The sequence below is a fragment of the Profundibacter sp. genome (assembly GCF_056498605.1).
Genome location: NZ_JBSMEZ010000140.1, coordinates 1 through 26,000, shown reverse-complemented (window position 1 = coordinate 26,000; position 26,000 = coordinate 1). Strand labels below are relative to the sequence as shown.

Sequence of the window (26,000 nt, the reverse complement as noted above, 5' to 3'; positions counted from 1 at the left end):
GATGAACTGTTCGACCTTATGGGCCAGCCGTTTGATGGTCGATTTATCAAGGTGGTCATAGTGATTGTGTGACAGGATCACGCCCTTAAGGGCCGGCAGGTCGTCAACCGTTAGGGGGGGGCGCGTGAAACCGTTTTGGTCCGGCCCAGGGAACCGGTGATGCACGATTTGAGAACACCGGATCGGTCAGCCAGTAATCCGCCCCGAATTTCATCAGAATGGTTGAATGGCCCAGCCGGTACAGATGGGTTTCGCCCACGTTACGCCGTGCCTCCAGGTCCGCAGGCAGGATCGGCACAACGGGAATATCCCCCGCGGGAACGGTATTCTTGTTGCGCGGGGACATGAATTTTCCAAGCATTTTCATATGGCTGCTGCCCTCGCCCATATGGGGGGCAGGTGGGTCGTTATGAAATCTGCCTTGCCTGAGGGGGGCGGGCTTTGGTTGGTCAATCATCAGATTTAAGTAGTGCGGGGGTTGCGACATATCAACAAACCCCTTGGGTTTTTCATCGTAAAAGCACATATAAGGCGCAACCAAACAAATTGATGGAATTATGACATGCTTGAACTGGGACAGGGCGCTGATGCCCCCGCCGCCGATCTGATCAAAGACACCACCGAGGCCACCTTTATGGCTGACGTAGTGGAAACCAGCAAAGAGGTGCCGGTGATCGTTGATTTCTGGGCGCCGTGGTGCGGGCCGTGCAAAACGCTTGGCCCTGCATTGGAAGCCGAGGTGAAAGCCGCCGGTGGCAAGGTGAAGATGGTCAAAGTGAACATCGACGAGAACCAGCAGATCGCGGCGCAATTGCAAATCCAGTCGATCCCGACGGTTTACGCTTTTGTGGATGGCAAGCCGGTGGACGGGTTTCAGGGCGCGGTGCCGCCAAGCGAAATCAAGGCTTTTGTTGACAAGGTTTCGCTGTTGGGGCCGGAAGGCGACGGTGGCCTGGCGGATGCGATTGAAGCGGCTGAAGCCATGCTGGCCGAGGGCGAGGCGGCGGATGCCAAGGAAACATTCGCGGCCATTCTGGAAGAAGATGCGGTGAATGCAGCGGCCTATGGTGGTCTGGTCCGGTCCTATCTGGCGCTGGGTGATTTGGAACAGGCCGAGGCCACGTTGAACGGTGCCCCTGCCGAGATTTCTGAAACACCCGAGCTGGAAACAGCCCATGCGCAGATCGAACTGGCCAAACAGGCCGTGGATGCGGGGCCGGTGGCCGAGTTGCGCAGCGCTGTTGATGCTGACCCTGATAACCATCAAGCGCGGCTGGATCTGGCAGTGGCACTGCACGGGGCGGGTGATGCACAAGGTGCTGTGGACGAGTTGCTGGAACTGTTTCGCCGTGACCGCGAATGGAATGACGGGGCTGCCAAGGCGCAGTTGTTTACCGTGTTTGACGCGCTAAAGGCGGATGATCCGATTGTTTTGAACGGGCGTCGCAAGCTGACGTCCATGATATTCATGTAGGGCGGCGCGCGCGATGATCCCTGCTGGAAACCTGCCTGATACACTGCCTTTGTTCCCGCTGTCGGGCGCAATCGTTTTGCCGCGGGCCCGTTTGCCGTTGAATATCTTCGAGCCGCGCTATCTGGCGATGTTCGAGGATGTTTTGAAAACCCGCGAGCGGTTGATCGGGATGATCCAACCGATGGATAAGGAAGCCGAGGGGCGGATGCACGCGGTGGGTTGTGCGGGGCGGGTGACCAGCTTTACCGAAACCGATGACGGGCGTTATATGATTTCACTAACTGGTGTGTCGCGGTTCCGGTTTGGGGAGCCGATCGACGGGTTTGTGCCCTACCTGCAAGCCAAGGTTGATTGGCAGGATTTCACGCGTGATCTGGGTGGGGCCGAACATGATGACGGGTTCGACCGCGATGGGTTTTTAGCGCTACTGGAACGGTTCTTTGCTGTCGAGGAACTGGATACGGATTGGGATAACCTGAGGCAAGCCGAGACCGAGATGCTGGTGAATTCACTGTCGATGATGGCCCCGTTTTCGCCCGAAGACAAACAGGCGTTGCTAGAGGCAAAGACGCTAGCGACGCGGCGCGAAACGCTGGTGACATTAATGGAATTCGCGTTGCGGCGCGGTGATGGTCAAGGAGTGATGCAATGAGCCATGAAGGTGAATTTGACAGTAAGACGCTAGAGGCAATGGTTTGTCCGGTGACGCATGCCTCTTTGAGCTATGACGCAGAGGCACAAGAGCTGATTTCAAAAACCGCGCATCTGGCGTTTCCGATCAGGGATGGAATTCCAGTGATGCTGGTGGATGAGGCGCGCAAGCTGGACTGACGGGGCAATCAGATTTGTCGCCCCTGCAACAGCTTTGGTACGTCCCCTGTTAGCCCTGCCGCCTCGCGGATAAAACGTTGGCGCAGGGCCGGCACGGCGTTGACGATGCCCAGCCCGATATCGCGACCCAACCGAAGCAGAGAATTATCATTTGAAAACAATTTGTTAAAACCATCCGTCGCCAGCGCCAGCGTGGTGGTGTCAAACTGGCGCCATGCCTGATAACGCTCCAGCACATCCACCGCCCCGATGTCTTCGCCGCGCCGTTTCGCCTCGATCAGCACTTCGGCCAAGGCCCCGACATCGCGCAAGCCAAGGTTCAAGCCTTGGCCAGCAATCGGATGCACCCCGTGCGCCGCATCGCCAATCAGCGCCAGACGTGGCGCGATGAAATGGTCGGCCAGCGTCAGGTTCAGCGGATAGGTAAACCGCGCACCTGCCAGTTTGATTTCACCAAGGAAACTGCCAAACCGCGGGCGTAGATAGGCGAGATAATCCGCGTCTGGTAGCGCGTTGATCCGCGCCGCCTCATCTGTTTCCTCGCTCCAGACAATCGAGGAACGATTGCCCGGCAGTGGCAGGATCGCCAAGGGGCCAGGTGGCATGAAAAACTGATGCGCGATGCCGTGGTGGGGCTGGGCATGCTCAATAGCGCAGACCAATGCGGTCTGGTTATAATCATGGCCGTGGCGTTTGATGCCCGCCCGCGCGGCGGTGCCGCTTTTACGTCCGTCCGAACCGATTAAAACGCGCCCTGTCAGGGATTTCCCGCTGGCGGTTTGCACGGTCACATGCGCCACACCAACACCCTGTTCAATCACGGTTTCGCCATTGATTTGCGTAATCAACGGATGCTTTTTCAACCCATTCTGAAACGCGCGGTAAAGATAACGATCCTCAACCATATAGCCCATCGGACCCTCGGCCAGTTCGTTACTGTTGAAATGCAGTATCCAAGGCGATGGCCCTTCGCCAGCGCGCCCGTCGGTGATTTTTACCTCGTTAATCGGTTGGCTTTGCGCCGCCACATCGCCCCAGACGCCAATCGCTGCCAGCAGGCGTTGCGAGGCCAGCGCCAGCGCATAGCCACGCCCGTCAAAGCCCGCGTCACCACGGACATTGGCAGGTAGCGCGTCAATGATGGTGACGCTAAGCCCGCCATCGGCCAAGGCCAGCGCCAAGGCGGGGCCGTTCAAGCCACCGCCAATGATTAAAATGTCCGAGTCGAATTTCATATCCAATAATATGCCCCCGCTTTCGGGATTGTCCATGCGCCGCAGGGCCGCTACCGTTCGCGGGAACAACGAAAGGTCTGGCTATGTCAAAGCAGTGGTTGAAAATGAGCGCGGCGGATTTGGGGCGTGGGATTGGTGCTGGGGAAATTGATCCGGTGGAATTGGCGCAGACGTATCTGGATGCGATCAAGGCACATCCATTGCAGCACCGGATTTATGCGCGATTGACCGAAGATCGTGCGTTGGCCGAGGCGGGCGCGGCGGCTGAGCGGGCCAAAAGCGGCAACCGGCGCGGGCTGCTGGATGGGGTGCCGATTTCATGGAAAGACCTGTTTGATACGGCAGGTGTGGTGACCGAGGCGGGATCAGAGCTGTTGAAGGGTCGCGTGCCGGATGCGGACGCCGAGGTTTTGAAAAACGCGACCGAAGCCGGGCTGGTGTGTCTGGGCAAAACCCATATGTCGGAACTGGCGTTTTCGGGGCTGGGGTATAATCCCGTCACCGAAACCCCGCCCAGTGTGAATGATGCCGGTGCGGTTTCGGGTGGATCATCATCAGGGGCGGCGACGTCTGTGGCGTTTGATCTGGCGGCTTGCGGCATCGGGTCGGACACGGGCGGGTCGGTGCGGATACCGTCAGCGTGGAACAATCTGGTCGGGTTGAAAACCACTTCGGGCCGCCTGTCGCTAAAGGGCGTTGTGCCATTATGCGAGAGTTTTGATACGGTCGGGCCGTTGTGCCGCACGGTTGAAGATGCGGCGTTGATGTTGGCGGCGCTGGAAGGCAGCAATCCTGCGGATTTGGCGGGGGCGTCGCTAAAAGGCAAGCGGTTGATGATATTGCAGACCGAAGCCATGCAAGGCGTGCGCGACGAGCCGATGGCAGCATTTAGGAGTGCGGTTGATAAGTTGAAGGTGGCGGGGGCCGTGATTGAAAATGGTGACGCGCCCGAAGTGACCGAGGCGCTGGCGCTGTCGGCAGTGTTATTCACAACCGAGGCCTATGCCCAGTGGCACAAGGAAATCGAGGCCGCACCGGACAAGATGTTTAGTGAAATTCTGGAACGTTTTCGGACAGGTGCGACGTTTTCGGGCGTCGAGTTTGTCGAGGGGTGGATGCGCTTGCGCGAACTGCGCGAAGCTTATTATGCCCGCACCGCCGGATATGATGCGGTGATCATGCCGACATCGCAAATATTACCGCCAAATCTGCACCTGTTGGCGACAGATCACGAGTATTACATCACTGAAAATCTGCACGCATTGCGCAATACGCGGATCGGAAATTTGATGGGTTGTGCGGGGTTAACACTGCCCACAGGCACAGCATCTTGTGGTATCATGTTTCTCACCCCCCCAATAAGCGAAGAACGTCTGTTGCGGTTGGGGTCAGCCGCCGAGGCCGCATTGGCCTAAATGCCACAACTACACCACCCAACTACATATTTTCCTTGGGTTTTTCTGGACGCAGCCGCAGGGCTGGTCTAGATTCAACTCAAACGGGGCGAAATGACTCCGACATTTGAGGCAGATATGGACTTTCCTGAGCGGTTTTCGAACCTTCCAGAGTACGCTTTTCCGCGTCTTCGCGGGCTTCTCGACGCGCATGCAGCGGGCGGTGATGTGGTGCATATGACGATTGGCGAGCCGCAGCATGATTTTCCGGGCTGGATTTTGGAGATTATTGCCAAAAACAACCATGAGTTCAAAAAATACCCGCCAAATGCCGGTACACCAGAATTACTGGCGTCAATATCAGCGTGGCTGAAACGGCGGTTTGGTGTGGATGTGGATGCCGCAAGCGAGATTTCAACGGTGAATGGCACCCGCGAGGGGCTGTATAACGCGGCGATGGCGTTATGTGCCGAAACCAAGGGTGGCAAAGCGCCGATCGTGCTGACGCCCAATCCGTTTTATCAGGTTTACGCTGTCGCCGCGATGTCGGTCGGGGCCGAGCCGGTTTTTGTGTCGGCGACAGCGGAAAACGGGTTTTTACCGGATTATGTGGGCCTGCCTGATGATGTGCTGAACCGCACGGCGGTTGCCTACATTTGTTCGCCCTCTAATCCACAGGGTGCTGTGGCGTCGCGCGAATACTGGCAGGATTTGATCGGGTTGGCCGAGAAATACGATTTCCAGATTTTCGCGGACGAATGTTATAGCGAGATATACCGTGACACGCCCCCAGTGGGTGCGTTGCAGGTGGCGCGTGAAATGGGGGCGGACCCTGAACGTGTTCTGATTTTCCATTCTTTATCCAAGCGCTCCAACCTGCCGGGGTTGCGGTCAGGCTTTGTTGCGGGTGGGCCAGAATCCATCGCGCGGATCAAAAAACTGCGCGATTTTTCCGGCGCGCCGTTGCCATTGCCGTTGCAGAGGGTGGCCGAGAAGGTTTGGGCGGACGAGGCGCATGTGGAAGATAACCGTGCGCTATACGTTGAGAAATTCGACATTGCCGATGAGATTTTCGGTGATGTCGAGGGCTATGTTAGCCCCGAAGCAGGGTTTTTCCTGTGGCTACCGGTTGTGGACGGCGAAGCGGCGGCATTGAAGTTATGGCAAGAAACTGGCGTGCGGGTTTTGCCCGGCGCATACCTTAGCCGCGAAGTTGACGAAAAAAACCCGGGCCATGGCTACATTCGTGTGGCAATGGTGGCCCCAAAAACAGAAATGCGGCACGGGCTAATGCGCCTGAAACGCTGCTTGTATACGTGAGGAAAAGGTAAACATGGCATCCTATTCGGCAAAACAGCGCGACCCATTACTGGATTCCAGATTGCAGGCGGCGATTGAGCGACGCAGCAAGGAATTGATTGGCATTGGTATGGTGGTGCTGGGCGTTTTGGTGGCGATGATGCTGGCGTCTTATACGCCGTCTGATCCAAACTGGCTGGCTGCATCCCAAGCGCCGGTGCAAAACTGGCTGGGCCGGTTCGGCGCATCAATTGCCGCACCGTTGTTTGTGATTGTTGGCTGGGGATCATGGGCGATTGCCATTGTTCTGGTGGTTTGGGGCGCACGGTTTGCCACCCATAACGGCACCGAACGTGCCCTTGGCCGCCTGATTTTCGCGCCAATCGCGATTGCGCTGTTGTCTGTTTATGCGTCTACCCATGTTCCATCGGTGGAATGGACCCACAGTTTTGGTCTGGGCGGGTTGTTTGGCGATATGGTTTTGGGCTCTGTGCTGGGTATGGTGCCTGTGAGCGCTGCCTTTGGTTTGAAATTTGTGGCGATCCTGATGGGCGTGGCGATGCTTGCTATGCTGTTGTTTGTAATGGGTTTTACCATGCCCGAGGTGAAGCGCTTCGTGCGCTTTCTGCTGGTTGGTGTTGTCATGGCCTATGCTGGCTTGATGACCTTATTGGGTAAAAGTGCGCGTGGGGCAGCGATTGCGGCGCGTGTGGTTCAGGAAAAGAATGCAGTGCGCAAGGAACGGGTTCGCGCTGATGCCGAAGACGCCGCTGCCGAGGCTGCGGCCTATGCCGCTGTGCCAGCACCTGTGCACCGCCCCGCATCTGTGGTGCGGGCCGAGCCGCCGGTTGTTCAGCAGGCGAATGCATATCAGGCAGTCGAGAACGTGCAGGAAATGCCGGAGCAGCCCGTTAAACAGGGTTTGCTGGCGTCATTGATGAACCGTCTACCAGACCCCGAGCCAGAGTTGATCGAACCGGAACTGGCACCGGATGTTTATGGTGAAGAAATCGGCGAGGACCGGATCAAGGCACGGATTTCGGATGCGATTAAACAGCGTGTGCGCCAAGTGCCAACGCTGACAGCCGTGCGTGCCGAGCCGCAAGTGACCCGTCGCAACGGCCCACAGCCGCTGGTTTTGAATACAGAACCGCAAATGCAGGCGAGCGAAATTCCAGCGCAAGGTCCGATGATGTTTGAACCCACAGCAGAGCCCGCGCCGGTGGTGCAGCCCGCAATGGCCCCAAAACCCGTGGTCCAGAACGGGGTGCGTAAAGCATCACCAACATCGCGTCAGGCCAAAGCCGAAGCCCAACCCAAGTTGCAATTTGAAGACAAGAAGGTGGCCTACGAGCACCCACCGCTGTCATTGCTGGAAAGCCATGTGGACATTCAGCGCCACCAGTTGTCGGATGAATCATTAGAGCAAAACGCGCGGATGCTGGAGAATGTTCTGGATGATTACGGTGTCAAAGGTGACATCGTCAGCGTACGCCCCGGTCCTGTGGTAACGATGTATGAACTGGAGCCAGCCCCCGGTTTGAAAGCCAGCCGTGTCATCGGTTTGGCCGATGATATTGCGCGATCCATGTCGGCGCTATCGGCACGGGTTTCTACCGTACCTGGCAGATCAGTAATCGGTATCGAGCTGCCCAATGAGCACCGCGAAAAGGTGATGCTGCGTGAAATTCTGCAAACCCGTGATTTTGGTGATAGCAACATGCGTTTACCGCTTGCGCTGGGTAAGGATATTGGCGGTGATCCGATCGTTACCAATCTGGCAAAGATGCCCCACCTGTTGATTGCCGGAACCACGGGTTCGGGTAAATCGGTGGCGATCAACACGATGATCCTGAGCTTGCTTTATAAGCTGACACCGGAAGAATGCCGCCTGATTATGATCGACCCCAAAATGCTGGAACTGTCCGTCTATGACGGTATCCCGCATCTGTTGTCCCCTGTTGTGACCGACCCGAAAAAGGCCGTTGTTGCGCTGAAATGGACAGTAGGCGAAATGGAGGAACGCTATCGTAAGATGAGCAAAATGGGTGTTCGCAACATTGAGGGCTATAACAGCCGCGTCAAAGCTGCCCAAGCCGCAAACGAGATGTTCAGCCGCACGGTGCAGACCGGATTTGACGATGAAACCGGTGACCCGATTTTCGAGACCGAAGAATTTGCACCTGAAACCATCCCCTATATCGTGGTGGTGGTCGACGAGATGGCCGACCTGATGATGGTGGCCGGTAAGGAAATCGAGGCCTGTATCCAGCGCCTTGCGCAAATGGCGCGGGCGTCGGGCATCCACCTGATTATGGCCACGCAGCGTCCGTCGGTGGATGTGATCACCGGCACAATCAAGGCCAACTTTCCCACACGTATTTCGTTTCAGGTGACCAGCAAAATCGACAGCCGCACCATTCTGGGGGAACAGGGTGCCGAGCAGCTGTTGGGCATGGGCGATATGTTGTATATGGCGGGTGGCGCGAAAATCACCCGTGTGCACGGCCCGTTTGTGAGTGATGAAGAGGTCGAGGAAATCGTCAATCACCTGAAGAGTTTTGGTGCGCCGGAATATGTGAGCGGTGTGGTTGAAGGGCCGGAAGGCGATGCCGAAAGCAGCATTGATCAAGTGCTAGGGCTGGGTGGCAACACCGATGGCGAGGACGCACTTTATGATACGGCGGTGGCGATTGTGGTGAAGGACCGAAAATGTTCCACCAGCTATATCCAGCGCAAACTGGCAATCGGATACAACAAGGCCGCGCGTTTGGTTGAGCAGATGGAGGATTCGGGGCTGGTCAGTGCTGCGAACCATGTGGGCAAGCGTGAAATCCTGATACCGGAACAGCATTAAGTTGCTCATAGGCCTGCGAATGACAGTAAGGGCTGGAATCCGCCTGATTGATGATTAAGTAGAGAATATGAAACATTTACGCCTTTTGATCGTGCCCTTTTTATGGGTTGCCTTGGCCTTGCCTGTGTCAGCCGAGAAAATCTCGCTGAACAAGCTGTCAGCCTATCTGAACAAGTTCACCACCGCCAAAGGCGGGTTTACCCAGATTAACAATGATGGCACCATTTCAACCGGCACGATTTTTATCAAGCGTCCGGGGCGTGTGCGGTTTGAATATAATCCACCTGACAAAAGCCTTGTTATGGCTGGCGGCGGGCAGGTTGCGATATTTGACGGGAAATCCAATCAGGGTCCGGAGCAATATCCGCTAAAGCGAACGCCGCTTAACCTGATCCTGCAAAAGAACGTCAATCTGGCGCGCGCCAAAATGGTTGTCGCACATACGTCAGACGGCAAAAGCACAACGGTTGTGGCCCAAGACCCAAAACATCCCGAATACGGACAAATCCGCCTGCTGTTCACCGCAAACCCGATCGAGCTGCGCCAATGGGTGATTGTTGATGGCACTGGCGGGGAAACCACGCTTATTCTGAACGAATTGACCAAAGGTGTTCAGCTGCGCTCGACCCTGTTCAATATTGTGTTCGAGGCTGAAAAACGGGGCCTATAACCCCGCTTTCATTAATCTATCAGGATTTACCACAGGCGCGTAATTGCCCACGGTAATTATCCGACCGCGTCTCGATTTCGCTCGCAATCCTGATTAGCCACGGCTTGCTGCGGTACGTGCCACGGGCATATCCGCCGCGTCCATCATGATAGGCCAGATACTGATTGCGGGCATCGGTTTTTGCAATACCCAGACGTTCGGTCGATTGCGACATATACCACCCCATGAAATCGGTGGCATCACCGATATCATCGCGTTTTGCGCCGTTGCGGCCAGGGCCGCGCTTGTACTCTTTCCACGTCGCGTCCAGCGCTTGAGAATACCCATAAGCCGAGGATTGCCGCCCCATCGGAATGACACCCAGAACATAACGAAACGGGGTGCGGGCGTTGCCGATGAATTTGCTTTCCTGATAGATGGTGGCCATCATCACATGCACGGGGATACCCCAGCGACGTTCGGATTTGCGCATGGCTTTCAGGAATGTCGGGCGCTGATCAAGGATACTACAGGCATCGTCCAGATTGCGCGGCGCGGAATAGTTTCCACCGCCCCCGCAAGAGGCCACAAGAATCGTCAATACTGTCGCGCGAAGAAGTCTGCTCATATGCCTCTCGCTTATATTTTTATATTATTGCAGTCAGCTTAGCGTATTTTTCAGGAGCGGTAAAACGTCAAATTGCCCAATCACAGCAGAAAAACCAGCGTCAGCGGGATTGTGACCACAGAAAGCACGGTCGAGACCACGACCAGCCCTGCCACCGCATCGGAATTCGCGCCGTATTTTTCGGCCAGCATATAGGATGTGACCGCCACAGGTGTTGAAACCTGCATCACCAATACGGCGAATGCAACGGGTGGCAGTGACAGCCAGCGGCCCACAACCCATGCAGCACCAATGCATATCACCACTTTGGCCAGCGACAGCCAAACAGCCCGCCCCATCCGCCCCGGTTTCAGACGTGCAACGGCCACGCCCAGCGTTAGCAGCATAATCGGGATGGCCATTTGGCCGATTAATTCCAGCGTGTTGGTTATTGGTTTGGGGGTTTGCCAACCCATCCACATAAACAACGCACCCAGTAGGGTGGCGGCGACGATGGGCTCTTTTAGGGCTTTCAGGGGTGATCCCCCGCCCGACACCAGCCAGACCCCGAAGGTAAACGACAGGATTGCCATGATGGCAAACACCACCACCGCATAACCCAACCCCGTCTGCCCAAATGCAAACAGCGCCAGCGGTAGGCCCAGATTTCCGGTGTTGCCGAATATAACAGGGGCAAGATAGGTGCGGTGGCCCAAACCGGTGAATTGAATCATCAAATACGAGGCCACAGTGACCGCGCCATATGCCGCCAATGCGGCCAGCGACAGGGTGGCTAGCGCGGTTGGGTCAATCTCGGTTTGCATCAGGGATGTGAAAATCAGGCAGGGCACCGATAGGGTCATCGCCAGACGTGTGACAAACTCGACCCGATACTCGAATCCCGACTTGACCCACGTAAACCCGATAGCCCCCAACAGGAACACAGGTGTAACGATTTCAAGGACTGTTAGAAATTGGTCCACAAACTGTTTCCTTATTTTGCCCCAAATCACATGGACAAGACCCTGATTTACGCATTAATAACGACGCACGGGGGCTGTAACGCAATGCTAAAATCACATGCGAAGTATCATTTGGGACAAGTTGTGCGTCATCGCAAGCACCCTTTTCGGGGTGTGGTGTTCGATGTGGACGCAATGTTTGCAAATACCGAAGACTGGTACGAGGCCATTCCAGAAGAAGTGCGCCCCAACAAAGACCAGCCGTTTTACCATCTTTTGGCCGAAAACGACCAAAGCTATTATGTGGCTTATGTGTCTGAACAAAACTTGATTGCCGATTATACCGGCGAGCCGATTAGCCACCCTGATCTGCCCGATCTGTTCGGTGATTTTGAAGATGGCCAGTATCCGTTGCAGTTTCAGCTAAACTAGCGTGCATCCAATCAAATTAGCATCATGGATTGGATTTGCATTAATACCCCAGTGCGCAGCCGTCTTTGCGTGGATCAGACGCGCCGATCAGAACGCCCGCATCATGGTCAATCCGGATGGCCTGCGCCCCGCCAATAGCCCCCGCAGGAATGCTGACGTTGTGCCCCATATCCGCCAGTTTCTGACGAACCGCATCGGTATATCCACGCTCCACATTCATCACGCCTTCGTCTGAAAAACAGCGCGGCGCGTCGATTGCGGCCTGTGGGTGTAGTCCGAAATCGACCATGTTGGTCAGGAACCGAGTGTGCCCGTTGGGCTGATACGCCCCGCCCATCACGCCAAACGGCATGATCACGCGACCATCCTGTTTTAATATTCCCGGGATAATGGTGTGCATCGGACGCTTGCCGCCGCCAGCCTCGTTCGGATGGCCCGCCGTCAGGTTGAACCCTGCACCACGGTTCTGGAAATTGATCCCGAATTTGTCCGAGGCAAGGCCGGATCCAAAGGCGTAGTAGATCGAATAGATCAACGAGACCGCCATGCGGTCCTTATCGACCACGGTCAGATAAACCGTGTCTTTGTGAACGTTTTCAGACAAGGCCGCAGGCGCATCCATTGCGCGTTTCGGGTCTATTAGATCGGCCAGCTTCTGCGCAGTTTCATCGGCCAGCATGTGGTCCAGCCGCGTAGTCATGGCCGCATCAGCGATGAAACGGTTACGTGCGTCATAGGCCAGTTTGGCGGCTTCGGCCTCGATATGGGCACGCGCGGCACCGAAAGGCTCCATTGATGGTAGGTCGAACCGCGACAGGATATTGTTCATTAAAATCGCGGTGGCACCTTGGCCGTTTGGCGGATGCTCGACCAACTCGTAACCCTTGTAAATGCCGCTGATCGGATCGGTGTAGTCACAGGCGGTGGCTGCGAAATCGTCCAGTGTGTGGCTGCCGCCCATCGCCTGCAAGGACGCGACCATATCCTCGGCCACTTCGCCCTCGTAAAACCCCTTGCGCCCTTCCAGCGCGATGCGGCGTAACACTTCGGCCTGCATCGGGGCGCGAAATATCTGGCCTGCGGTCAAGGGTTCACCATTATTCAGGTAAAATTCCCGCGCAGCCCCTTGCAGGCGCATTGCGTTCGCGGCCCAGTCGAATGACGCACGCGGGGCGGCGGGCACGCCTGCCTCGGCGTAATGGATCGCGGGGGCAAAGGTAGCTTTTAGCCCCAGTTTGCCCCAGTCTTTGGACAGGCGGCAAAAGGCGTCTATTGCACCGGGGATGGTCACGGCCTCGACGCTGCCCAGCGGAATGGTTATATGTCCATCAGCGCGGATTTTTTCAGCCGACAGTCCGGCAGGTGCGCGGCCGGATCCGTTCAGGGCGATTACATCTTCGCTATTGGTGGGCTTTAGCAGCACAAAACAATCGCCACCAATCCCCGTGCTTTGCGGCTCGCATATGCCTAACAAGACGGCGGCAGCGATGGCGGCGTCCACCGCATTGCCGCCCGCCTCGAGCATTTGAATGGCGACTTTTGCTGCCAATGGATGTGACGTCGCGCACATCCCATTGCTGGCATAAACGGCTGAGCGGCCGGGCAGGTGATAATCGCGCATGGTTTCCTCGCTTGAATGACAAGCGAGAGCCTAGGCTGCCTTTGGCGCAATTCCAATTCTAAAATTTAGGGGGAGTAGTAAACCTCGACGTCGTGAACTGGGTGGGGGCTGTTAAACACGACGCCGAGGGAAGCTATATGCAGCTACCCTTATCTTATCGCCCTTAATTCTGGCTTGGATTGGGGCGCATTATGGCATCATTGCGGCCATTTCACTTTTTTCGGAAGATTTACGATTGAAATTGTGCATGCCCGACGGCAATACGGAATGTCAGCCGATTTTTGCCGCTAGATCGTGTGTATTCCAGATTATGGGCTAAATCCCGAATCAGAAACCAGCCGAATCCGCCTTCGGGCAAATCGCCTACAGCGCAATCCAGTGATGGATTTCCACCCAGAGGCACCATGCCGTCTGGCATCGGGTGCCCATCATCATACAATCGGCAAGACAAACCATTTGGCGTAGGCGTGATCCCCAGTTCGATCATGCCATCGGGATTATCAGCATAGGCATGCTCGACAATATTGTTCATAACCTCGGCCAATACCAGTTCGACTGTGCCGGTTTCTTCCGGCGATAAGTCCAGAAAACGCAGGGCCGCAAGGGTGTCGGAAAGCGCCTTGCGCACAGCAATAGTCGTGCCTGGAAAGGTGAGATGCAGCTCGGAAACATGGTTCTGTTGTGGGGGCATTGCCTGTGCTTTGTGCCTTAGTTGGATCAGGTGGTCAGGATGCATGCGCAATGTCGGTAAATGCGGCGTTTGCATCGGCGTGGATGGCAAAAACGCTGTCCATGCGGGTTAGGCGAAACACCTTATCAACCGTCGGGGTAAGGCCGGCCAGTTCCAGTTTTTGATCAGGGGCCAGTAATTTCATAGTGGCGACAATTGCGCCAAGGCCGCTGCTATCGATAAATCGGACGCTCCCAAGGTCAAGCACCACACGGGCGGGTCCATTTTCGCACGCTTCGCGCATGTCATCCTTGAACTGGATGGCTATCACAGCATCAATGCGATCCATCAGGGCAGTGACGATGATAGCATCGTCGCGGTTTACGGTTTCCAGTTGCATCTTATACTCCGTCGTAGTTCGATATGGGCAGATTAACGGGCAATCGTTACCAATCGGTATGCGAATGAAAATAATGAAGGATAGAGCCATGAAAAATGTCGTCATCGCAGGGGCAGCCCGGACACCAATGGGTGGTTTTCAGGGGGTGTTTGCCGATGTGGAGGCGCCCGTTTTGGGGGGCGCCGCGATCAGGGCGGCGATTGAGGGGGCTGGGGTCAAGCCCGAGCAGGTTGAGGAGGTTTTGATGGGCTGTGTGTTGCCAGCCGGATTGGGGCAAGCACCGGCACGCCAAGCCGGATTTGCGGCTGGACTGGGCGAAGAAGTGCCCGCAACCACGCTGAATAAAATGTGCGGATCAGGCATGAAAACCGCGATGGTCGCATTTGACCAGATCGCGCTGGGCGCGACCGGTATTATGGTGGCGGGCGGTATGGAGAGCATGACCAAAGCGCCGTATTTATTGCCAAAAATGCGTGGCGGGGCACGGATCGGCCACCAAAATGTGCAAGACAGCATGTTTCTGGACGGACTGGAGGATGCCTATGACAAGGGTCGCCTGATGGGGGTATTTGCCGAGGATTGCGCGGAGAAGTACCAGTTCACCCGCGAGGCGCAGGATGAGTTTGCACTGACGTCTTTGTCGAACGCTTTGGTAGCTGAGGAAAGCGGCGCGTTTGAGGGCGAGATTGCGGCTGTTACATTGACAACCCGCCGTGGGGAAAGCGAGGTTTCGGCGGACGAGCAACCCGCCAAGGCGCGGCCTGAAAAGATACCGCAATTGCGTCCTGCCTTTGCCAAGGACGGCACGGTGACGGCGGCCAATGCATCGTCCATTTCTGATGGGGCGGCGGCATTGGTGATGGCCTCGGAAGAGGCTGCCAAAGACGCGGGGCTGACCGTGCGGGCGCGAATTCTGGGCCATGCCAGTCATGCACAAGCGCCGGGCTGGTTTACCACCGCCCCCGTGCCCGCGGCGCAGAAATTATTGGCCAATATCAGCTGGACAGTGGATGATGTTGACCTGTGGGAAATCAACGAGGCCTTTGCCGTGGTGCCGATGGCGTTCATGCATGAAATGGGTATTTCACGCGACATTGTGAATGTGAATGGCGGCGCTTGTGCGTTGGGCCACCCGATTGGAGCGTCTGGCACACGGATTATTGTGACGCTGCTGAATGCGCTGGAAAAACGCGGGTTGAAACGCGGTGTGGCGGCGATATGCATTGGCGGCGGAGAAGGCACGGCGATTGCCATTGAACTGGTCTGATGCGGGTTGATTATGATGTGCTGGCCAAGGCTGTTGCGTCGCTGACTGAGGGCGAGGGCGATGTCGTGTCACTGATGGCGACGGTGGCTTGCGAGGTGCATCATTCGGACGACCGGTTCGACTGGACGGGGTTTTATCGCAATGTCGGGGGTGATCTGTTGAAAATCGGCCCCTATCAGGGCGGGCACGGTTGTTTGGTGATCCCGTTTTCGCGCGGGGTTTGTGGTGCGGCGGCGCGCACCGGCGAGGTGCAGTTGGTGCCGGATGTCGAGGCATTTGAAGGGCATATTGCTTGTGCGTCGTCCACTCGCAGCGAATTGGTGTTGCCAGTGTTGGGACAAGGCGGGGCGCTGTTGGGAGTGTTTGACATTGATAGCAATCAACCGGATGCATTTGATGGGCTGGATGCGGAGAGGTTGGCGCAGATAATTGCGGCAGTGTTTGGCCACTTATAGGGTTGCCGCCCAACGTCAGCACCCCTGCGGGGCGCGGACTTATGGTCGGCGGCGGCCTCGCTTTGCTCGGCCTGACTTTTGGCCTCCGGCGGGGATATTCTCACGAAAAAGAAACCATGATTTTGCTTGCGGGGAATCAAATTGTCGGCAATAATGAAATTATACGTGAAAATTTCATAGGTAATTTCAAGACATGCTACACTCTGATCCGACACACCCCAAAACACTTGGCGCGGATTTGCGGGCCATCCGCAAGGCGCGCGGGGTGACATTGGTTGAGTTGGCGGACCAGTTGGGACGATCGGTTGGATGGGTAAGCCAAGTCGAGCGTGATTTGTCCGAGCCATCGGTAACAGATCTGCGCCTGATTGCAGCCGCGCTGGAGGTGTCGGTCTCGATGTTGTTTGCCCATGCGGCCGCCCCTGCTGGCGAGGAGGGCTATGTGGTGCGCAAAGGGGCGCGGCGCAGTATTGGCACCAATGAGGCAGGGTTGATCGAGGAGCTGCTATCGCCCGATCTAACGGATGATTTTGAGGTGGTGCATTCAACCTTTCAGCCGCATTCCGAGATTGCCGATGCCATAAGCCGCCCAACGCAAGAGGTGGGATATCTGGTTTCAGGACGGTTGGATCTGTGGATTGCCGGCCGCAAGTTCACCATCAACCCCAGCGACAGTTTTCGCATTCGTGGTGAGGTGCATCGCTGGTCCAACCCGTATGACACACCCGCTGTTGCGATCTGGGTGATCGCGCCGCCGGTCTATTGAGGGAGAGTATAATGCATAAAGGGTCATGTCTGTGCGGGGCGGCTCAGTATGAAGTGACGGGGGAGGTTGCAGGATTGTCGGTCTGCCATTGCAGCCAGTGCCGCAAGCAATCGGGGCACCTCTGGGCTTCGGGCTTTGCGCCGGATGCAGCACTAACGATCACGCGGGATAGGGCTTGAAATAGTATGCCTCAAGCAAGACCGCCGAGCGCGGATTCTGTGGCACCTGCGGGGCGTTTTTGTTTTGGCGTCAACATGGGGAAGGCGCGACCTCGTTTAGTCTCGGCTCATTGGACGGGCCAACCGGATTGAAATTGCAAAAACACATCTTTGTGGAGGATCAGGGGGATTACTACGATATCTCTGATGGTCTGGTGCAAGAGCAATAAAGGGACGAGAAATATGGCAAATTTCCCAACAACAGCCCGTGTGGTCATCATTGGTGGTGGCGCGATTGGCACATCATCGTTGTATCATCTGGCCAAGGCGGGCTGGTCTGATTGCGTTCTGCTGGAAAAGAACGAATTGACCGCAGGCAGCACGTGGCACGCGGCGGGGAATGTGCCGACGTTTTCCACATCTTGGTCTGTTATGAACATGCAGCGCTATTCAACCGAACTGTATCGCGGGCTGGGCGATGCTGTGGATTATCCGATGAATTACCACGTCACCGGGTCGGTACGTCTGGCCCATTCCAAGGAGCGGATGCAGGAGTTTAAGCGCGCCTGTGGCATGGGTCGCTATCAAGGCATGGATATCGAAATGCTGGGGGTGGACGATATCAAGCCGCGTTATCCATTCCTTGAAATCCACGATCTGGAGGGGGCGCTGTTTGACCCCTATGATGGCGATATTGATCCATCCCAGATGACGCAGGCCTTTGCCAAGGGCGCGCGGGATTTGGGGGCAAAGGTTTTGCGCTTTACGCCCGCAACGGGGGTGCGTCGTGACGGTGACGACTGGGTGGTTGAGACCGAAAAGGGTGAAATCCGCTGTGAATTTGTGGTCAATGCGGCGGGCTATTACGCCCAACGGGTTGGCGAGTGGTTCCGCCCCTATGGTGGGCGGCGCGTGCCGATGATGGTGATGAGCCATCAGTATATGCTAACAGATGAAATCCCCGAGTTGGAAGCGTGGAGCCGTGAGGGCGGGGCTAAGCTGCCGTTGCTGCGTGATGTCGATAGTTCCTACTACCTGCGGCAGGAAAAATACGGGCTGAATTTGGGACCTTATGAGAAGAACTGTAAAGCGCATTGGGTGACGCCAGATGACCCGTTGCCGGATGATTTTTCGTTCCAGCTGTATCCTGACGATCTGGATCGGTTGGAATGGTATATCGAGGACGCGATGGCGCGGGTGCCGATGCTGGGCACAGCGGGTGTCAACAAGGTGATCAACGGGCCGATCCCCTACACGCCCGATGGTTTGCCACTGATCGGACCGATGCCGGGCGTGAAAAATGCCTTCGAGGCCTGCGTGTTTACCTTTGGCATCGCGCAAGCGGGTGGGGCTGGAAAGGTGCTGGCCGAGTGGGTCACCGAAGGGGAAACCGAATGGGATATGTGGTCGTGCGACCCGCGCCGTTTTACCGGGTTTGCCGATGATGACTACTGTGTGGCCAAGGGGATCGAGGTTTACGGCAATGAATACGCCATGCATTTCCCGCACCATGAATGGGAGGCGGCGCGCGATCAGTGTCTGTCACCGTTGCAGTCCCGCCTGTTGGATGCGGGCGCTGTGATGGGGGCCTATAATGGCTGGGAGCGGGCCAACTGGTTTGCCAAAGCGGGCGATGACACCTCGCACGGCGCAACGCAAACGTGGCTGCGTGATGGGCCTTGGGAGGCGCGCATCCGTGAGGAATGCGAGGTCGTGCGTGATAGCTGCGGTGTACTAGCGATTTCGGGGTTCACACGGTTGAACGTGGCGGGCGTTGGGGCGCACGAATGGCTCGATGGGCTGACGGCCTCAAATATCCCTTCCGTGGGGCGCGTGGGCTTGGCCTATTTCGCCGATACCCGCGGACGGATCGTGACGGAAATGTCGATGACCCCGCGCTCCGAGGACGAGATTGATTTGATCACGGCCGCCACGGCGCAGTGGCATGATGGCGAGTTGTTATCACGCCAAGCGCCGGAAGGGATCACGGTTACGGATAACTCTGACGAAATGGAATGCTTGCTGGTGACGGGGCCAAAGGCCCGCGAGATTCTGGCAGGGATTTCGGACGCTGATCTGGCTAAGGGCTGGCTGACTTATCAAGAAGCATCCGTTGCGGGCAAGCTCTGTTACCTGCTGCGGGTGTCCTTCGCGGGCGAGCTGGGTTGGGAAGTGCATTGCGATGTTGCTGATGCCCCTGCGGTCTGGGATGCGGTGACGGCGGCGGGGGCCAAACCCTTTGGCATGTATGCGCTGGACCGGTTGCGGTTAGAGAAAGGGTATCGTGCGTGGAAAGGCGATTTGTCCACCGACTACAGTTTGCTTGAAGGTGGGCTGGAGCGGTTTGTGAGGCTCGACAAACCGCAGGATTTCACCGGCAAAGCGGCATTGTTGGCCGAGAAACAGGCGGGGGTTGCCAAGCGCTTTGTCACCCTGATTGTGGATGCTGGTGATGCGGACGCACCCTATATGTCGACCCTTTGGCATGACGGTCAGGTGGTGGGTGAAACCACATCTGGCGGTTGGGGGTATCGGGTGAATGCATCCATTGCGCTGGGTATGTTGCGCAGTGATTTGGCAGTGGTGGGCACCGAGCTTGAGGTCGAGATTTACGGTGAGCGACGACAAGCCGTGGTGCAAGAAGATGCACCATTGTGGGATGCTGAAAACAAGAGGATACGGACATGAGAAAGATCACCCTTTTGGACGGCGGTATGGGGCAGGAACTGACCCGTCGTGCGCCGGAAAATCCGACACCTCTGTGGGCAACCCAAGTGATGCTGGATCATCCCGGTATGGTGCAGGAAATCCATCAGGACTATTTCGATGCGGGCGCAACGGTGGCCACAACCAACACCTATGCGATCCATCGTGACAGGTTCATTGGCACAGGGTTAGAAGACCGTTTTGAGGAACTGCACCGCTGCGCTTTGGGCGAGGTGCAGGCCGCAACCAAGAGACGACCCGGTGTCAGGATCGCCGGATCAATTGGGCCGCTTGCGGCGTCCTATCGCCCCGAGCTGCACCCGCCGCATGATGAAGCGGTGGAGAAATATGCCGAGATCGCGCGCATTCTGGCCCCGTCGGTGGACTTTATCATTTGTGAAACGGTCGCGTCACTCCCCCATGCGCGCGCGGTGCTGGAAGGGGTGAAGGCGGCGGGTAAACCCGTCTGGTTGTCGGTGACGGTGGATGACGAGGATGGCACATTGCTGCGCTCGGGTGAGGCGGTTGCAGGCGTATGCGCCATAGCGGCGGACGGGGCGGCGGCGTTGCTGGCGAATTGTTCGGCCCCCGAGGTGATGACGACGGCGCTAAAGGCGCTGTCGAAATGCGGGTTGCCCTATGGTGCTTATGCCAACGGGTTTGAACAAATCACCAAAGATTTTCTGGCCGACAAACCAACGGTTGATGCATTAAGCGCACGGCGTGATCTGGGCCCCGAGGCCTATGCCAAATACGCGCTGGACTGGGTTGAACAAGGGGCCACCATTGTCGGTGGCTGTTGCGAGGTGGGACCGGCCCACATAACCGAACTTGCCCGTGCGCTAAAGGCCGCGGGATACCAAATAGTGTGAGAAATTGAGATGAAACAAATCCCTGATAAAGCCCGCGCCGTTATCATCGGGGGCGGGGTTGTTGGCTGCTCTGTTGCCTATCATCTGGCCAAACTGGGCTGGAAAGAAGTGGTGTTGCTGGAGCGCAAACAACTGACCAGCGGTACGACATGGCACGCGGCGGGGTTGATCGGGCAATTGCGGTCCTCATCAACCATGACCAAACTGGCGAAATATACCAAGGAATTATATCTGACGCTGGAGGATGAAACCGGCATTGCAACGGGGTTACGGACCTGTGGATCAATCACGGTGGCCCTAACAGAGGATCGGCGCGAAGAGCTGTTTCGCGGTGCGGCAATGGCGCGGGCGTTCGGGGTCGAGGTTGAGGAAATCACGGCGCAAGAGGTCAAGGAGCGGTATGCGCATCTGAATGTTGATGACGTTGTGGCAGGGGTTTATCTGCCGGGTGACGGGCAGGGCGATCCGGCCAACATTACGCTGGCGATGGCCAAAGGTGCGCGGATGAATGGGGCGCAAGTGTTCGAGCATGTGCGGGTAGCAGCGATCAGTCAGGCGGATGGGCGCGTCACTGGCGTTGACTGGGAAACCGACGAGGACAGTGGTCATATCGACGCTGAGTTTGTGGTCAACTGCGCAGGAATGTGGGCTCATGAAGTCGGGCGCATGGCGGGGGTCAGTGTGCCGCTGCATGCCTGCGAACATTTCTATATTGTGACTGAACCGATCAAGGGGTTGGAGCAATTACCCGTGCTGCGTGTGCCCGATGAATGTGCCTATTACAAGGAGGATGCGGGCAAATTCCTGCTGGGCGCGTTCGAGCCAAATTCCAAACCTTGGGGTATGGATGGCATCCCGAAAGATTTTGAATTTGACCAGTTGCCAGCGGATTTTGATCACTTTGAGCCAATTCTAGAGCGAGCAATAAACCGGATGCCACTGCTGGCCGAGGCGGGGATCCACACGTTTTTCAACGGGCCGGAAAGCTTTACACCGGATGATGCCTATCATCTGGGCCAAGCGCCGGAGCTGGACAATTACTATGTCGCGGCGGGGTTCAACTCGACTGGTATTCAATCAGCGGGCGGGGCGGGCATGGCGCTGGCACAGTGGATGAATGACGGCGAAAAACCGTTTGATCTGGGTGATGTTGATATTGCGCGGATGCAGCCGTTTCAGGGGAACAAGACCTATTTGTTTGAACGCTCAAAGGAAACTCTGGGTCTGTTATATGCCGACCATTTCCCGTTTCGCCAAAAGGCCACAGCACGCGGCATTCGCCGTTCGCCGTTTCATGCGCATCTGTTGGAACAGGGGGCTGTGATGGGCGAAAGCGCTGGATGGGAGCGGGCCAACTGGTTTGCCGATAAGGGTCAGGAACAGGAGTATCGATATACGTGGAAACGGCAAAACTGGTTTGAAAATGCAGCGGCCGAGCACCGTGCGGTGCGCGAAAATGTAGGCATGTATGACATGTCGTCGTTCGGTAAAATCAGGGTTGAGGGGTGCGAGGCGGAGGCGTTTTTGAACTATGTCTGTGGTGCGAATATGTCGGTGCCTGTGGGCAAGATTGTCTACACGCAGTTTTTGAATGTGAAGGGCGGGATCGAGGCGGATGTGACCGTGACGCGTCTGTCGGAAATGGCCTATCTGGTGGTGACGCCATCCGCGACGCGGCCTGCAGATCAGGCGTGGCTGCGCCGTCATCTGGGAGATTTCAATGCGGTGATCACCGATGTGACAGCGGGCGAGGGTGTGTTGGCGGTGATGGGGCCGAATGCGCGGACGCTGATGCAAAAGGTGTCGCCGAATGACTTTAGCAATACGGTCAATCCGTTTGGCACTATGCAGGAGATCGAGATCGGTATGGGGTTGGCGCGGGTGCATCGGGTCAGTTATGTCGGCGAGCTGGGCTGGGAGGTTTACGTTTCGGCGGATCAGGCGGCGCATGTGTTCGAGGTGTTGTACGGCGCAGGGCAGGACATAGGGCTGAAGCTGTGCGGGATACATATGATGGATTCATGTCGGATTGAAAAAGGTTTCCGGCATTTCGGCCATGATATTTCCTGTGACGACCATGTGCTTGAGGCGGGGCTGGGCTTTGCGGTGAAAACGGAGAAGTCGGATTTCATCGGGCGCGATGCGGTTTTGAAGAAAAAGGAAAACGGGCTAGACGCCCGTTTGCTCCAGTTTAGGTTGAACGATGCGGAGCCGTTGCTGTATCACAACGAGCCTGTGCTGCGCGATGGCGAGATCGTCGGCTATCTGTCGTCGGGATCATACGGGCACCATCTGGGGGCCGCGATCGGGATGGGGTATGTGCCGTGTTCGGGCGAGAGCATGGCAGAAGTTCTGGCGTCATCCTATGAGGTGGATGTTGCAGGGGTTCGGGTAGGGGCCGAGGTATCTTTGCGTCCAATGTATGATCCTAAATCGGAGCGGGTGAAGGTTTAATGCCTGCGGCGCGGATATTTGTGGAACAAAAATGCTGGCCGTGCGAAGAAGCCTGATGTTTAGCGATACATATTCCCCGCCCGATGATCCACTGGTGATTTTGCACCATGACCATGAGCTGTTGTTGGTGGATAAACCGTCAGGGTTATTGTCGGTGCCTGGAAAGGGTGAGCATCTGGCGGATTGTCTGATTTCGCGGGTTCAAGCGGTGTTTCCCGACGCATTATTGGTGCATCGTTTGGACCGCGATACATCCGGCGTGATGGTGTTTGCGATGACGCGGCATGCGCAACGGCATTTGGGACTGCAGTTTGAAAAGCGCCAAGTGAAGAAGGTCTATGTGGCGCGGGTGTTCGGGCGGCTGGAGGAGCGGCAAGGCACTGTGGATTTGCCGTTGATCGTGGATTGGCCGAACCGGCCCTTGCAGCATGTGGATCATGAGAATGGAAAGCAGGCGGTGACCGATTGGTGGGTCGTGAAATACGAGGAGCGGGCAACACGGGTGCGGCTGTTTCCGCAGACGGGGCGTAGCCATCAGTTGCGGGTGCATATGCGCGAGATCGGGCACCCCATTCTGGGTGATCCATTCTATGCGACCGGCGAGGCGCGGGATGCGAAGCGTCTGATGTTGCATGCCGAGAGTATACGCGTTCGTCATCCCGATGGCGGCAAGGGGCTGACGTTTAAGGCCAAGTGTCCGTTCTAGGGGTTGACGTTCTGGGTGATCGGGGCCTTATTTACAAGCGCCAAAGGAGTAGATAGATGCATCAGCCGGTCATTTCGGGGACAGGGGTTTTTACACCCCCTGAAACCATCACAAACGAGGAACTGGTCGAGGCGTTTAATGCCTATGTTGATCTGTTCAATGAAGAAAATAATGCGGCGATTGCGGCTGGAGAAATCGAGGCCAAAGCCTATTCCAGTGTTGATTTCATTGTAGCAGCCAGCGGGATTCACCAGCGGTATGTGATGGATAAAAGCGGCGTTTTGGACCCTGAAGTGATGCACCCTTTGTTGCGGCAAAGGGCGGGTGACGAGCCGGGGATTATGGCTGAAATGGCGGTTGATGCTTGTGCTAAGGCTTTGAAATCAGCGAGGAAAACATCTGGTGATGTGGACGCAGTGATTGTGGCGGCGTCGAATATGGAGCGGGCCTATCCGGCGATTGCGATCGAGGTGCAGGAATTGCTGGGTGTGCAGGGCTTTGGCTTTGATATGAATGTGGCCTGTTCATCCGCAACCTTTGGCATTCAGGCGGCGGCGGACATGGTTCGTAGTGGGTCGGCGCGGGCCATTCTGGTGGTGAGCCCTGAAATTTGTTCGGGGCATCTGGAGTGGCGGGACCGTGATTGCCATTTCATTTTTGGCGATGTTTGCACGGCCACCTTGATTGAGCGAAAAGAGGATGCGGCGGGCGATCATTTCGATATTATCTCGACCCGTTGCCTGACGCAGTTTTCAAATAACATACGGAATAATAATGGGTTTTTACGTCGCTCGCGGCCTGACGGGGTGATGGATAGGCGCGATATGCAGTTCATGCAAAACGGGCGCAAAGTGTTTAAAGAGGTGCTGCCGATTGTCGCCAAGCATATGCTGGGGCATCTGGCGGATAACGGGATTGCACCGGATGATCTGCGCCGGATGTGGCTGCATCAGGCCAATAAGGCGATGAATGATTTCATTGGCAAAAAGGTGCTGGGGCGGGTGCAGGAAGCGGGCGAGCAGCCGAATATTTTGCAGGATTATGCCAATACATCGTCGGCGGGATCGATCATCGCATTTTCCAAATTCTCGGACGATTTTGCATCCGGGGATCTGGGGATTATCTGCTCGTTCGGGGCGGGGTATTCGGTGGGGTCGGTGATTGTGAAAAAGGCGTGAAATCGTGTATATGAATTGCATATGATTAGCATATGAATTCCATATGATTTGTGTTTGAGACGGACACCAAAATAAATGTTTGACGCAAACGCTTTCAATTTGAAGGACTGATAAATGGCTCAACGGCATCTTGTAGTAATTCCGAATGTAGCAGGTGGCGTGGAGGTGCATCCTTTGAAGGAGTGGTTGCGTTCTAATCCCGAACAATTACCTGACGGGATGACAACGCAAAACACATCACACACACTGAGGGCAGGACTTAAGAAGCTAGGTTGGAAGCGACAAGATACACATGATGAAGTTAGGCTTTTTCCTCCAAGTAGTGGCGGTGATATATCTAGAGTGAATGATGTTCTTGGAGGCGTAGAAGAAGAGGGTGATGAAAATGTCGAGACATCATTTTCACTAGAATATCAGCTGCGAGATTTTATAGCGTCAAATATGGGATCAATTGACATAGGCGGGAAAAAGCTCCGTGTTTATGTGGATGAAATGGACAGAGACGGGGTGGAATACCAAACTGATGTCGGTCGAATTGATATTCTTGCGGTTGACGAAAATGATAGCTTTTATGTGTTTGAATTAAAAAGGGCTAATAGTCCTGATAGAGCTTTTGGGCAGGTTGCGCGCTATATGGGATGGCTCAAGAAAACCATTGGCAAAGATCGAAATGTTTATGGGGTAATTGTTTCAAAAACAGTAAGTCGCAATCTCCGGTTTGCAAAAACAATCTCACCAGATGTGTTTTTGTATGAGTATGAGGTTTCATTTGCTCTGCGAGAAGCTCATGGGCTTGATGAGTAGTTTGTAGGGTGGGGGTTACCCACCCTATGTTTCACTTGGTTGCGCAGTGGATGGTGGGAGGGAACCCCAACCTACTCCACCCAACCGCTCACCGATTTCACCTCGAGGAAATCATCCAGCCCCCAGACGCCGCCTTCGCGCCCTGAACCGGACTGTTTGTAGCCACCAAACGGCGCACCGGCACCACGCGATGTGCCGTTGAT

Annotated in this window: 28 protein-coding genes; 19 read left to right on the top strand and 9 right to left on the bottom strand. The window is 56.1% G+C overall.

Features of this window, described 5'->3' with window-relative positions; genetic code table 11:
- Together ACWB12_RS13980 and ACWB12_RS13975 are read right to left on the bottom strand one after the other, a co-directional pair.
- On the bottom strand, positions 1–165 hold a 165-nt coding region (locus ACWB12_RS13980), incomplete at its 3' end, for an MBL fold metallo-hydrolase (RefSeq protein ID WP_479530706.1).
- Positions 104–367 (bottom strand): hypothetical protein, encoded by a 264-nt coding sequence (locus ACWB12_RS13975; RefSeq protein WP_479530707.1) that lies wholly within the window; start codon positions 365–367, stop codon positions 104–106. The genes ACWB12_RS13980 and ACWB12_RS13975, both read right to left, overlap by 62 nt.
- Positions 368–562: 195 nt before the next feature.
- Here ACWB12_RS13975 and trxA point away from each other — a divergent pair, with 195 nt between their 5' ends.
- Genes trxA through ACWB12_RS13960 form a run of 3 tightly spaced genes read left to right on the top strand, consistent with a single transcriptional unit; the run spans position 563 to position 2,305 of the window.
- A complete protein-coding gene (gene trxA / locus ACWB12_RS13970) occupies positions 563–1,474 on the top strand; it encodes a thioredoxin (protein WP_479530703.1) in 912 nt (303 codons plus the stop codon).
- A gap of 13 nt (positions 1,475–1,487) precedes the next feature.
- Complete coding sequence (locus ACWB12_RS13965; RefSeq protein WP_479530702.1) at positions 1,488–2,126, top strand: LON peptidase substrate-binding domain-containing protein; 639 nt, start codon at positions 1,488–1,490, stop codon at positions 2,124–2,126.
- Complete coding sequence (locus tag ACWB12_RS13960; protein WP_479530701.1) at positions 2,123–2,305, top strand: Trm112 family protein; 183 nt, start codon at positions 2,123–2,125, stop codon at positions 2,303–2,305. The genes ACWB12_RS13965 and ACWB12_RS13960 overlap by 4 nt, the downstream gene beginning before the upstream one ends.
- Positions 2,306–2,313: 8 nt before the next feature.
- Here the strand turns inward: ACWB12_RS13960 and ACWB12_RS13955 are convergent, their stop codons facing one another.
- Positions 2,314–3,540: an FAD-dependent monooxygenase gene (locus ACWB12_RS13955; RefSeq protein ID WP_479530700.1), complete on the bottom strand. Its 1,227-nt coding sequence runs from the start codon at positions 3,538–3,540 to the stop codon at positions 2,314–2,316.
- An 83-nt stretch (positions 3,541–3,623) separates the two neighbouring features.
- On the opposite strand from ACWB12_RS13955, the gene ACWB12_RS13950 reads away from it, so the two are divergent.
- The 4 genes from ACWB12_RS13950 to ACWB12_RS13935 all read left to right on the top strand — a co-directional run bounded on the left by ACWB12_RS13950 (position 3,624) and on the right by ACWB12_RS13935 (position 9,760).
- On the top strand, positions 3,624–4,955 hold the full coding sequence (locus ACWB12_RS13950; RefSeq protein ID WP_479530699.1) for an amidase: 1,332 nt from the start codon (positions 3,624–3,626) through the stop codon (positions 4,953–4,955).
- Between the two features lie 117 nt (positions 4,956–5,072).
- Positions 5,073–6,254 (top strand): aminotransferase class I/II-fold pyridoxal phosphate-dependent enzyme, encoded by a 1,182-nt coding sequence (locus tag ACWB12_RS13945; protein WP_479530705.1) that lies wholly within the window; start codon positions 5,073–5,075, stop codon positions 6,252–6,254.
- A 13-nt stretch (positions 6,255–6,267) separates the two neighbouring features.
- Positions 6,268–9,090: a DNA translocase FtsK gene (locus ACWB12_RS13940; RefSeq protein WP_479530698.1), complete on the top strand. Its 2,823-nt coding sequence runs from the start codon at positions 6,268–6,270 to the stop codon at positions 9,088–9,090.
- Between the two features lie 67 nt (positions 9,091–9,157).
- A complete protein-coding gene (locus ACWB12_RS13935) occupies positions 9,158–9,760 on the top strand; it encodes a LolA family protein (protein WP_479530697.1) in 603 nt (200 codons plus the stop codon).
- A 19-nt stretch (positions 9,761–9,779) separates the two neighbouring features.
- On the opposite strand, the gene ACWB12_RS13930 is transcribed toward ACWB12_RS13935, so the two are convergent.
- Both ACWB12_RS13930 and ACWB12_RS13925 read right to left on the bottom strand, forming a co-directional pair.
- A complete protein-coding gene (locus ACWB12_RS13930) occupies positions 9,780–10,367 on the bottom strand; it encodes a transglycosylase SLT domain-containing protein (RefSeq protein WP_479530696.1) in 588 nt (195 codons plus the stop codon).
- Positions 10,368–10,447: 80 nt separating this feature from the next.
- Positions 10,448–11,329, bottom strand: a complete 882-nt coding sequence (locus ACWB12_RS13925; RefSeq protein WP_479530695.1) for an AEC family transporter — start codon at positions 11,327–11,329, stop codon at positions 10,448–10,450.
- Positions 11,330–11,413: 84 nt separating this feature from the next.
- Between ACWB12_RS13925 and hspQ the strand changes: the two genes are divergently transcribed.
- A complete protein-coding gene (hspQ, locus tag ACWB12_RS13920; protein ID WP_479530694.1) occupies positions 11,414–11,740 on the top strand; it encodes a heat shock protein HspQ in 327 nt (108 codons plus the stop codon).
- 40 nt (positions 11,741–11,780) lie between these two features.
- Here the strand turns inward: hspQ and ACWB12_RS13915 are convergent, their stop codons facing one another.
- The 3 genes from ACWB12_RS13915 to ACWB12_RS13905 all read right to left on the bottom strand — a co-directional run bounded on the left by ACWB12_RS13915 (position 11,781) and on the right by ACWB12_RS13905 (position 14,431).
- Entirely contained in the window at positions 11,781–13,361 is a 1,581-nt protein-coding gene (locus ACWB12_RS13915) for a gamma-glutamyltransferase family protein (protein ID WP_479530693.1), read from the bottom strand.
- A 229-nt stretch (positions 13,362–13,590) separates the two neighbouring features.
- The gene (locus ACWB12_RS13910; protein WP_479530692.1) at positions 13,591–14,052 is read right to left on the bottom strand and encodes an ATP-binding protein; all 462 of its coding nucleotides are present in this window, start codon (positions 14,050–14,052) and stop codon (positions 13,591–13,593) included.
- Between the two features lie 34 nt (positions 14,053–14,086).
- Positions 14,087–14,431, bottom strand: a complete 345-nt coding sequence (locus ACWB12_RS13905) for an STAS domain-containing protein (RefSeq protein WP_479530691.1) — start codon at positions 14,429–14,431, stop codon at positions 14,087–14,089.
- 88 nt (positions 14,432–14,519) lie between these two features.
- Between ACWB12_RS13905 and ACWB12_RS13900 the strand changes: the two genes are divergently transcribed.
- The 11 genes from ACWB12_RS13900 (at position 14,520) to ACWB12_RS13850 (ending at position 25,797) form a co-directional block, all read left to right on the top strand.
- Entirely contained in the window at positions 14,520–15,698 is a 1,179-nt protein-coding gene (locus ACWB12_RS13900) for an acetyl-CoA C-acyltransferase (protein WP_479530690.1), read from the top strand.
- The gene (locus tag ACWB12_RS13895; protein ID WP_479530689.1) at positions 15,698–16,153 is read left to right on the top strand and encodes a GAF domain-containing protein; all 456 of its coding nucleotides are present in this window, start codon (positions 15,698–15,700) and stop codon (positions 16,151–16,153) included. The genes ACWB12_RS13900 and ACWB12_RS13895 overlap by 1 nt, the downstream gene beginning before the upstream one ends.
- A gap of 193 nt (positions 16,154–16,346) precedes the next feature.
- Positions 16,347–16,919 carry a helix-turn-helix domain-containing protein gene (locus ACWB12_RS13890; RefSeq protein WP_479530688.1) on the top strand — a complete coding sequence of 191 codons (573 nt, stop codon included), beginning with the start codon at positions 16,347–16,349 and terminating at the stop codon, positions 16,917–16,919.
- 11 nt (positions 16,920–16,930) lie between these two features.
- The gene (locus ACWB12_RS13885) at positions 16,931–17,098 is read left to right on the top strand and encodes a GFA family protein (protein ID WP_479530687.1); all 168 of its coding nucleotides are present in this window, start codon (positions 16,931–16,933) and stop codon (positions 17,096–17,098) included.
- A gap of 59 nt (positions 17,099–17,157) precedes the next feature.
- Positions 17,158–17,307, top strand: coding sequence for a hypothetical protein (locus ACWB12_RS13880; RefSeq protein WP_479530686.1), 150 nt, complete (start codon positions 17,158–17,160; stop codon positions 17,305–17,307).
- A gap of 13 nt (positions 17,308–17,320) precedes the next feature.
- Positions 17,321–19,765, top strand: coding sequence for a GcvT family protein (locus ACWB12_RS13875; RefSeq protein ID WP_479530685.1), 2,445 nt, complete (start codon positions 17,321–17,323; stop codon positions 19,763–19,765).
- Positions 19,762–20,655 carry a homocysteine S-methyltransferase family protein gene (locus ACWB12_RS13870; protein ID WP_479530684.1) on the top strand — a complete coding sequence of 298 codons (894 nt, stop codon included), beginning with the start codon at positions 19,762–19,764 and terminating at the stop codon, positions 20,653–20,655. Before ACWB12_RS13875 ends, ACWB12_RS13870 begins: the two co-directional genes overlap by 4 nt.
- 9 nt (positions 20,656–20,664) lie before the next feature.
- Positions 20,665–23,109 (top strand): GcvT family protein, encoded by a 2,445-nt coding sequence (locus ACWB12_RS13865; protein ID WP_479530683.1) that lies wholly within the window; start codon positions 20,665–20,667, stop codon positions 23,107–23,109.
- A 55-nt stretch (positions 23,110–23,164) separates the two neighbouring features.
- Positions 23,165–23,815 (top strand): RluA family pseudouridine synthase, encoded by a 651-nt coding sequence (locus tag ACWB12_RS13860; RefSeq protein WP_479530682.1) that lies wholly within the window; start codon positions 23,165–23,167, stop codon positions 23,813–23,815.
- Positions 23,816–23,871: 56 nt separating this feature from the next.
- Positions 23,872–24,993 (top strand): beta-ketoacyl-ACP synthase III, encoded by a 1,122-nt coding sequence (locus ACWB12_RS13855; protein WP_479530681.1) that lies wholly within the window; start codon positions 23,872–23,874, stop codon positions 24,991–24,993.
- A gap of 114 nt (positions 24,994–25,107) precedes the next feature.
- Entirely contained in the window at positions 25,108–25,797 is a 690-nt protein-coding gene (locus tag ACWB12_RS13850) for an endonuclease NucS domain-containing protein (RefSeq protein WP_479530680.1), read from the top strand.
- Between the two features lie 71 nt (positions 25,798–25,868).
- Here the strand turns inward: ACWB12_RS13850 and ACWB12_RS13845 are convergent.
- On the bottom strand, positions 25,869–26,000 hold a 132-nt coding region (locus tag ACWB12_RS13845), incomplete at its 5' end, for an aldehyde dehydrogenase family protein (protein WP_479530704.1).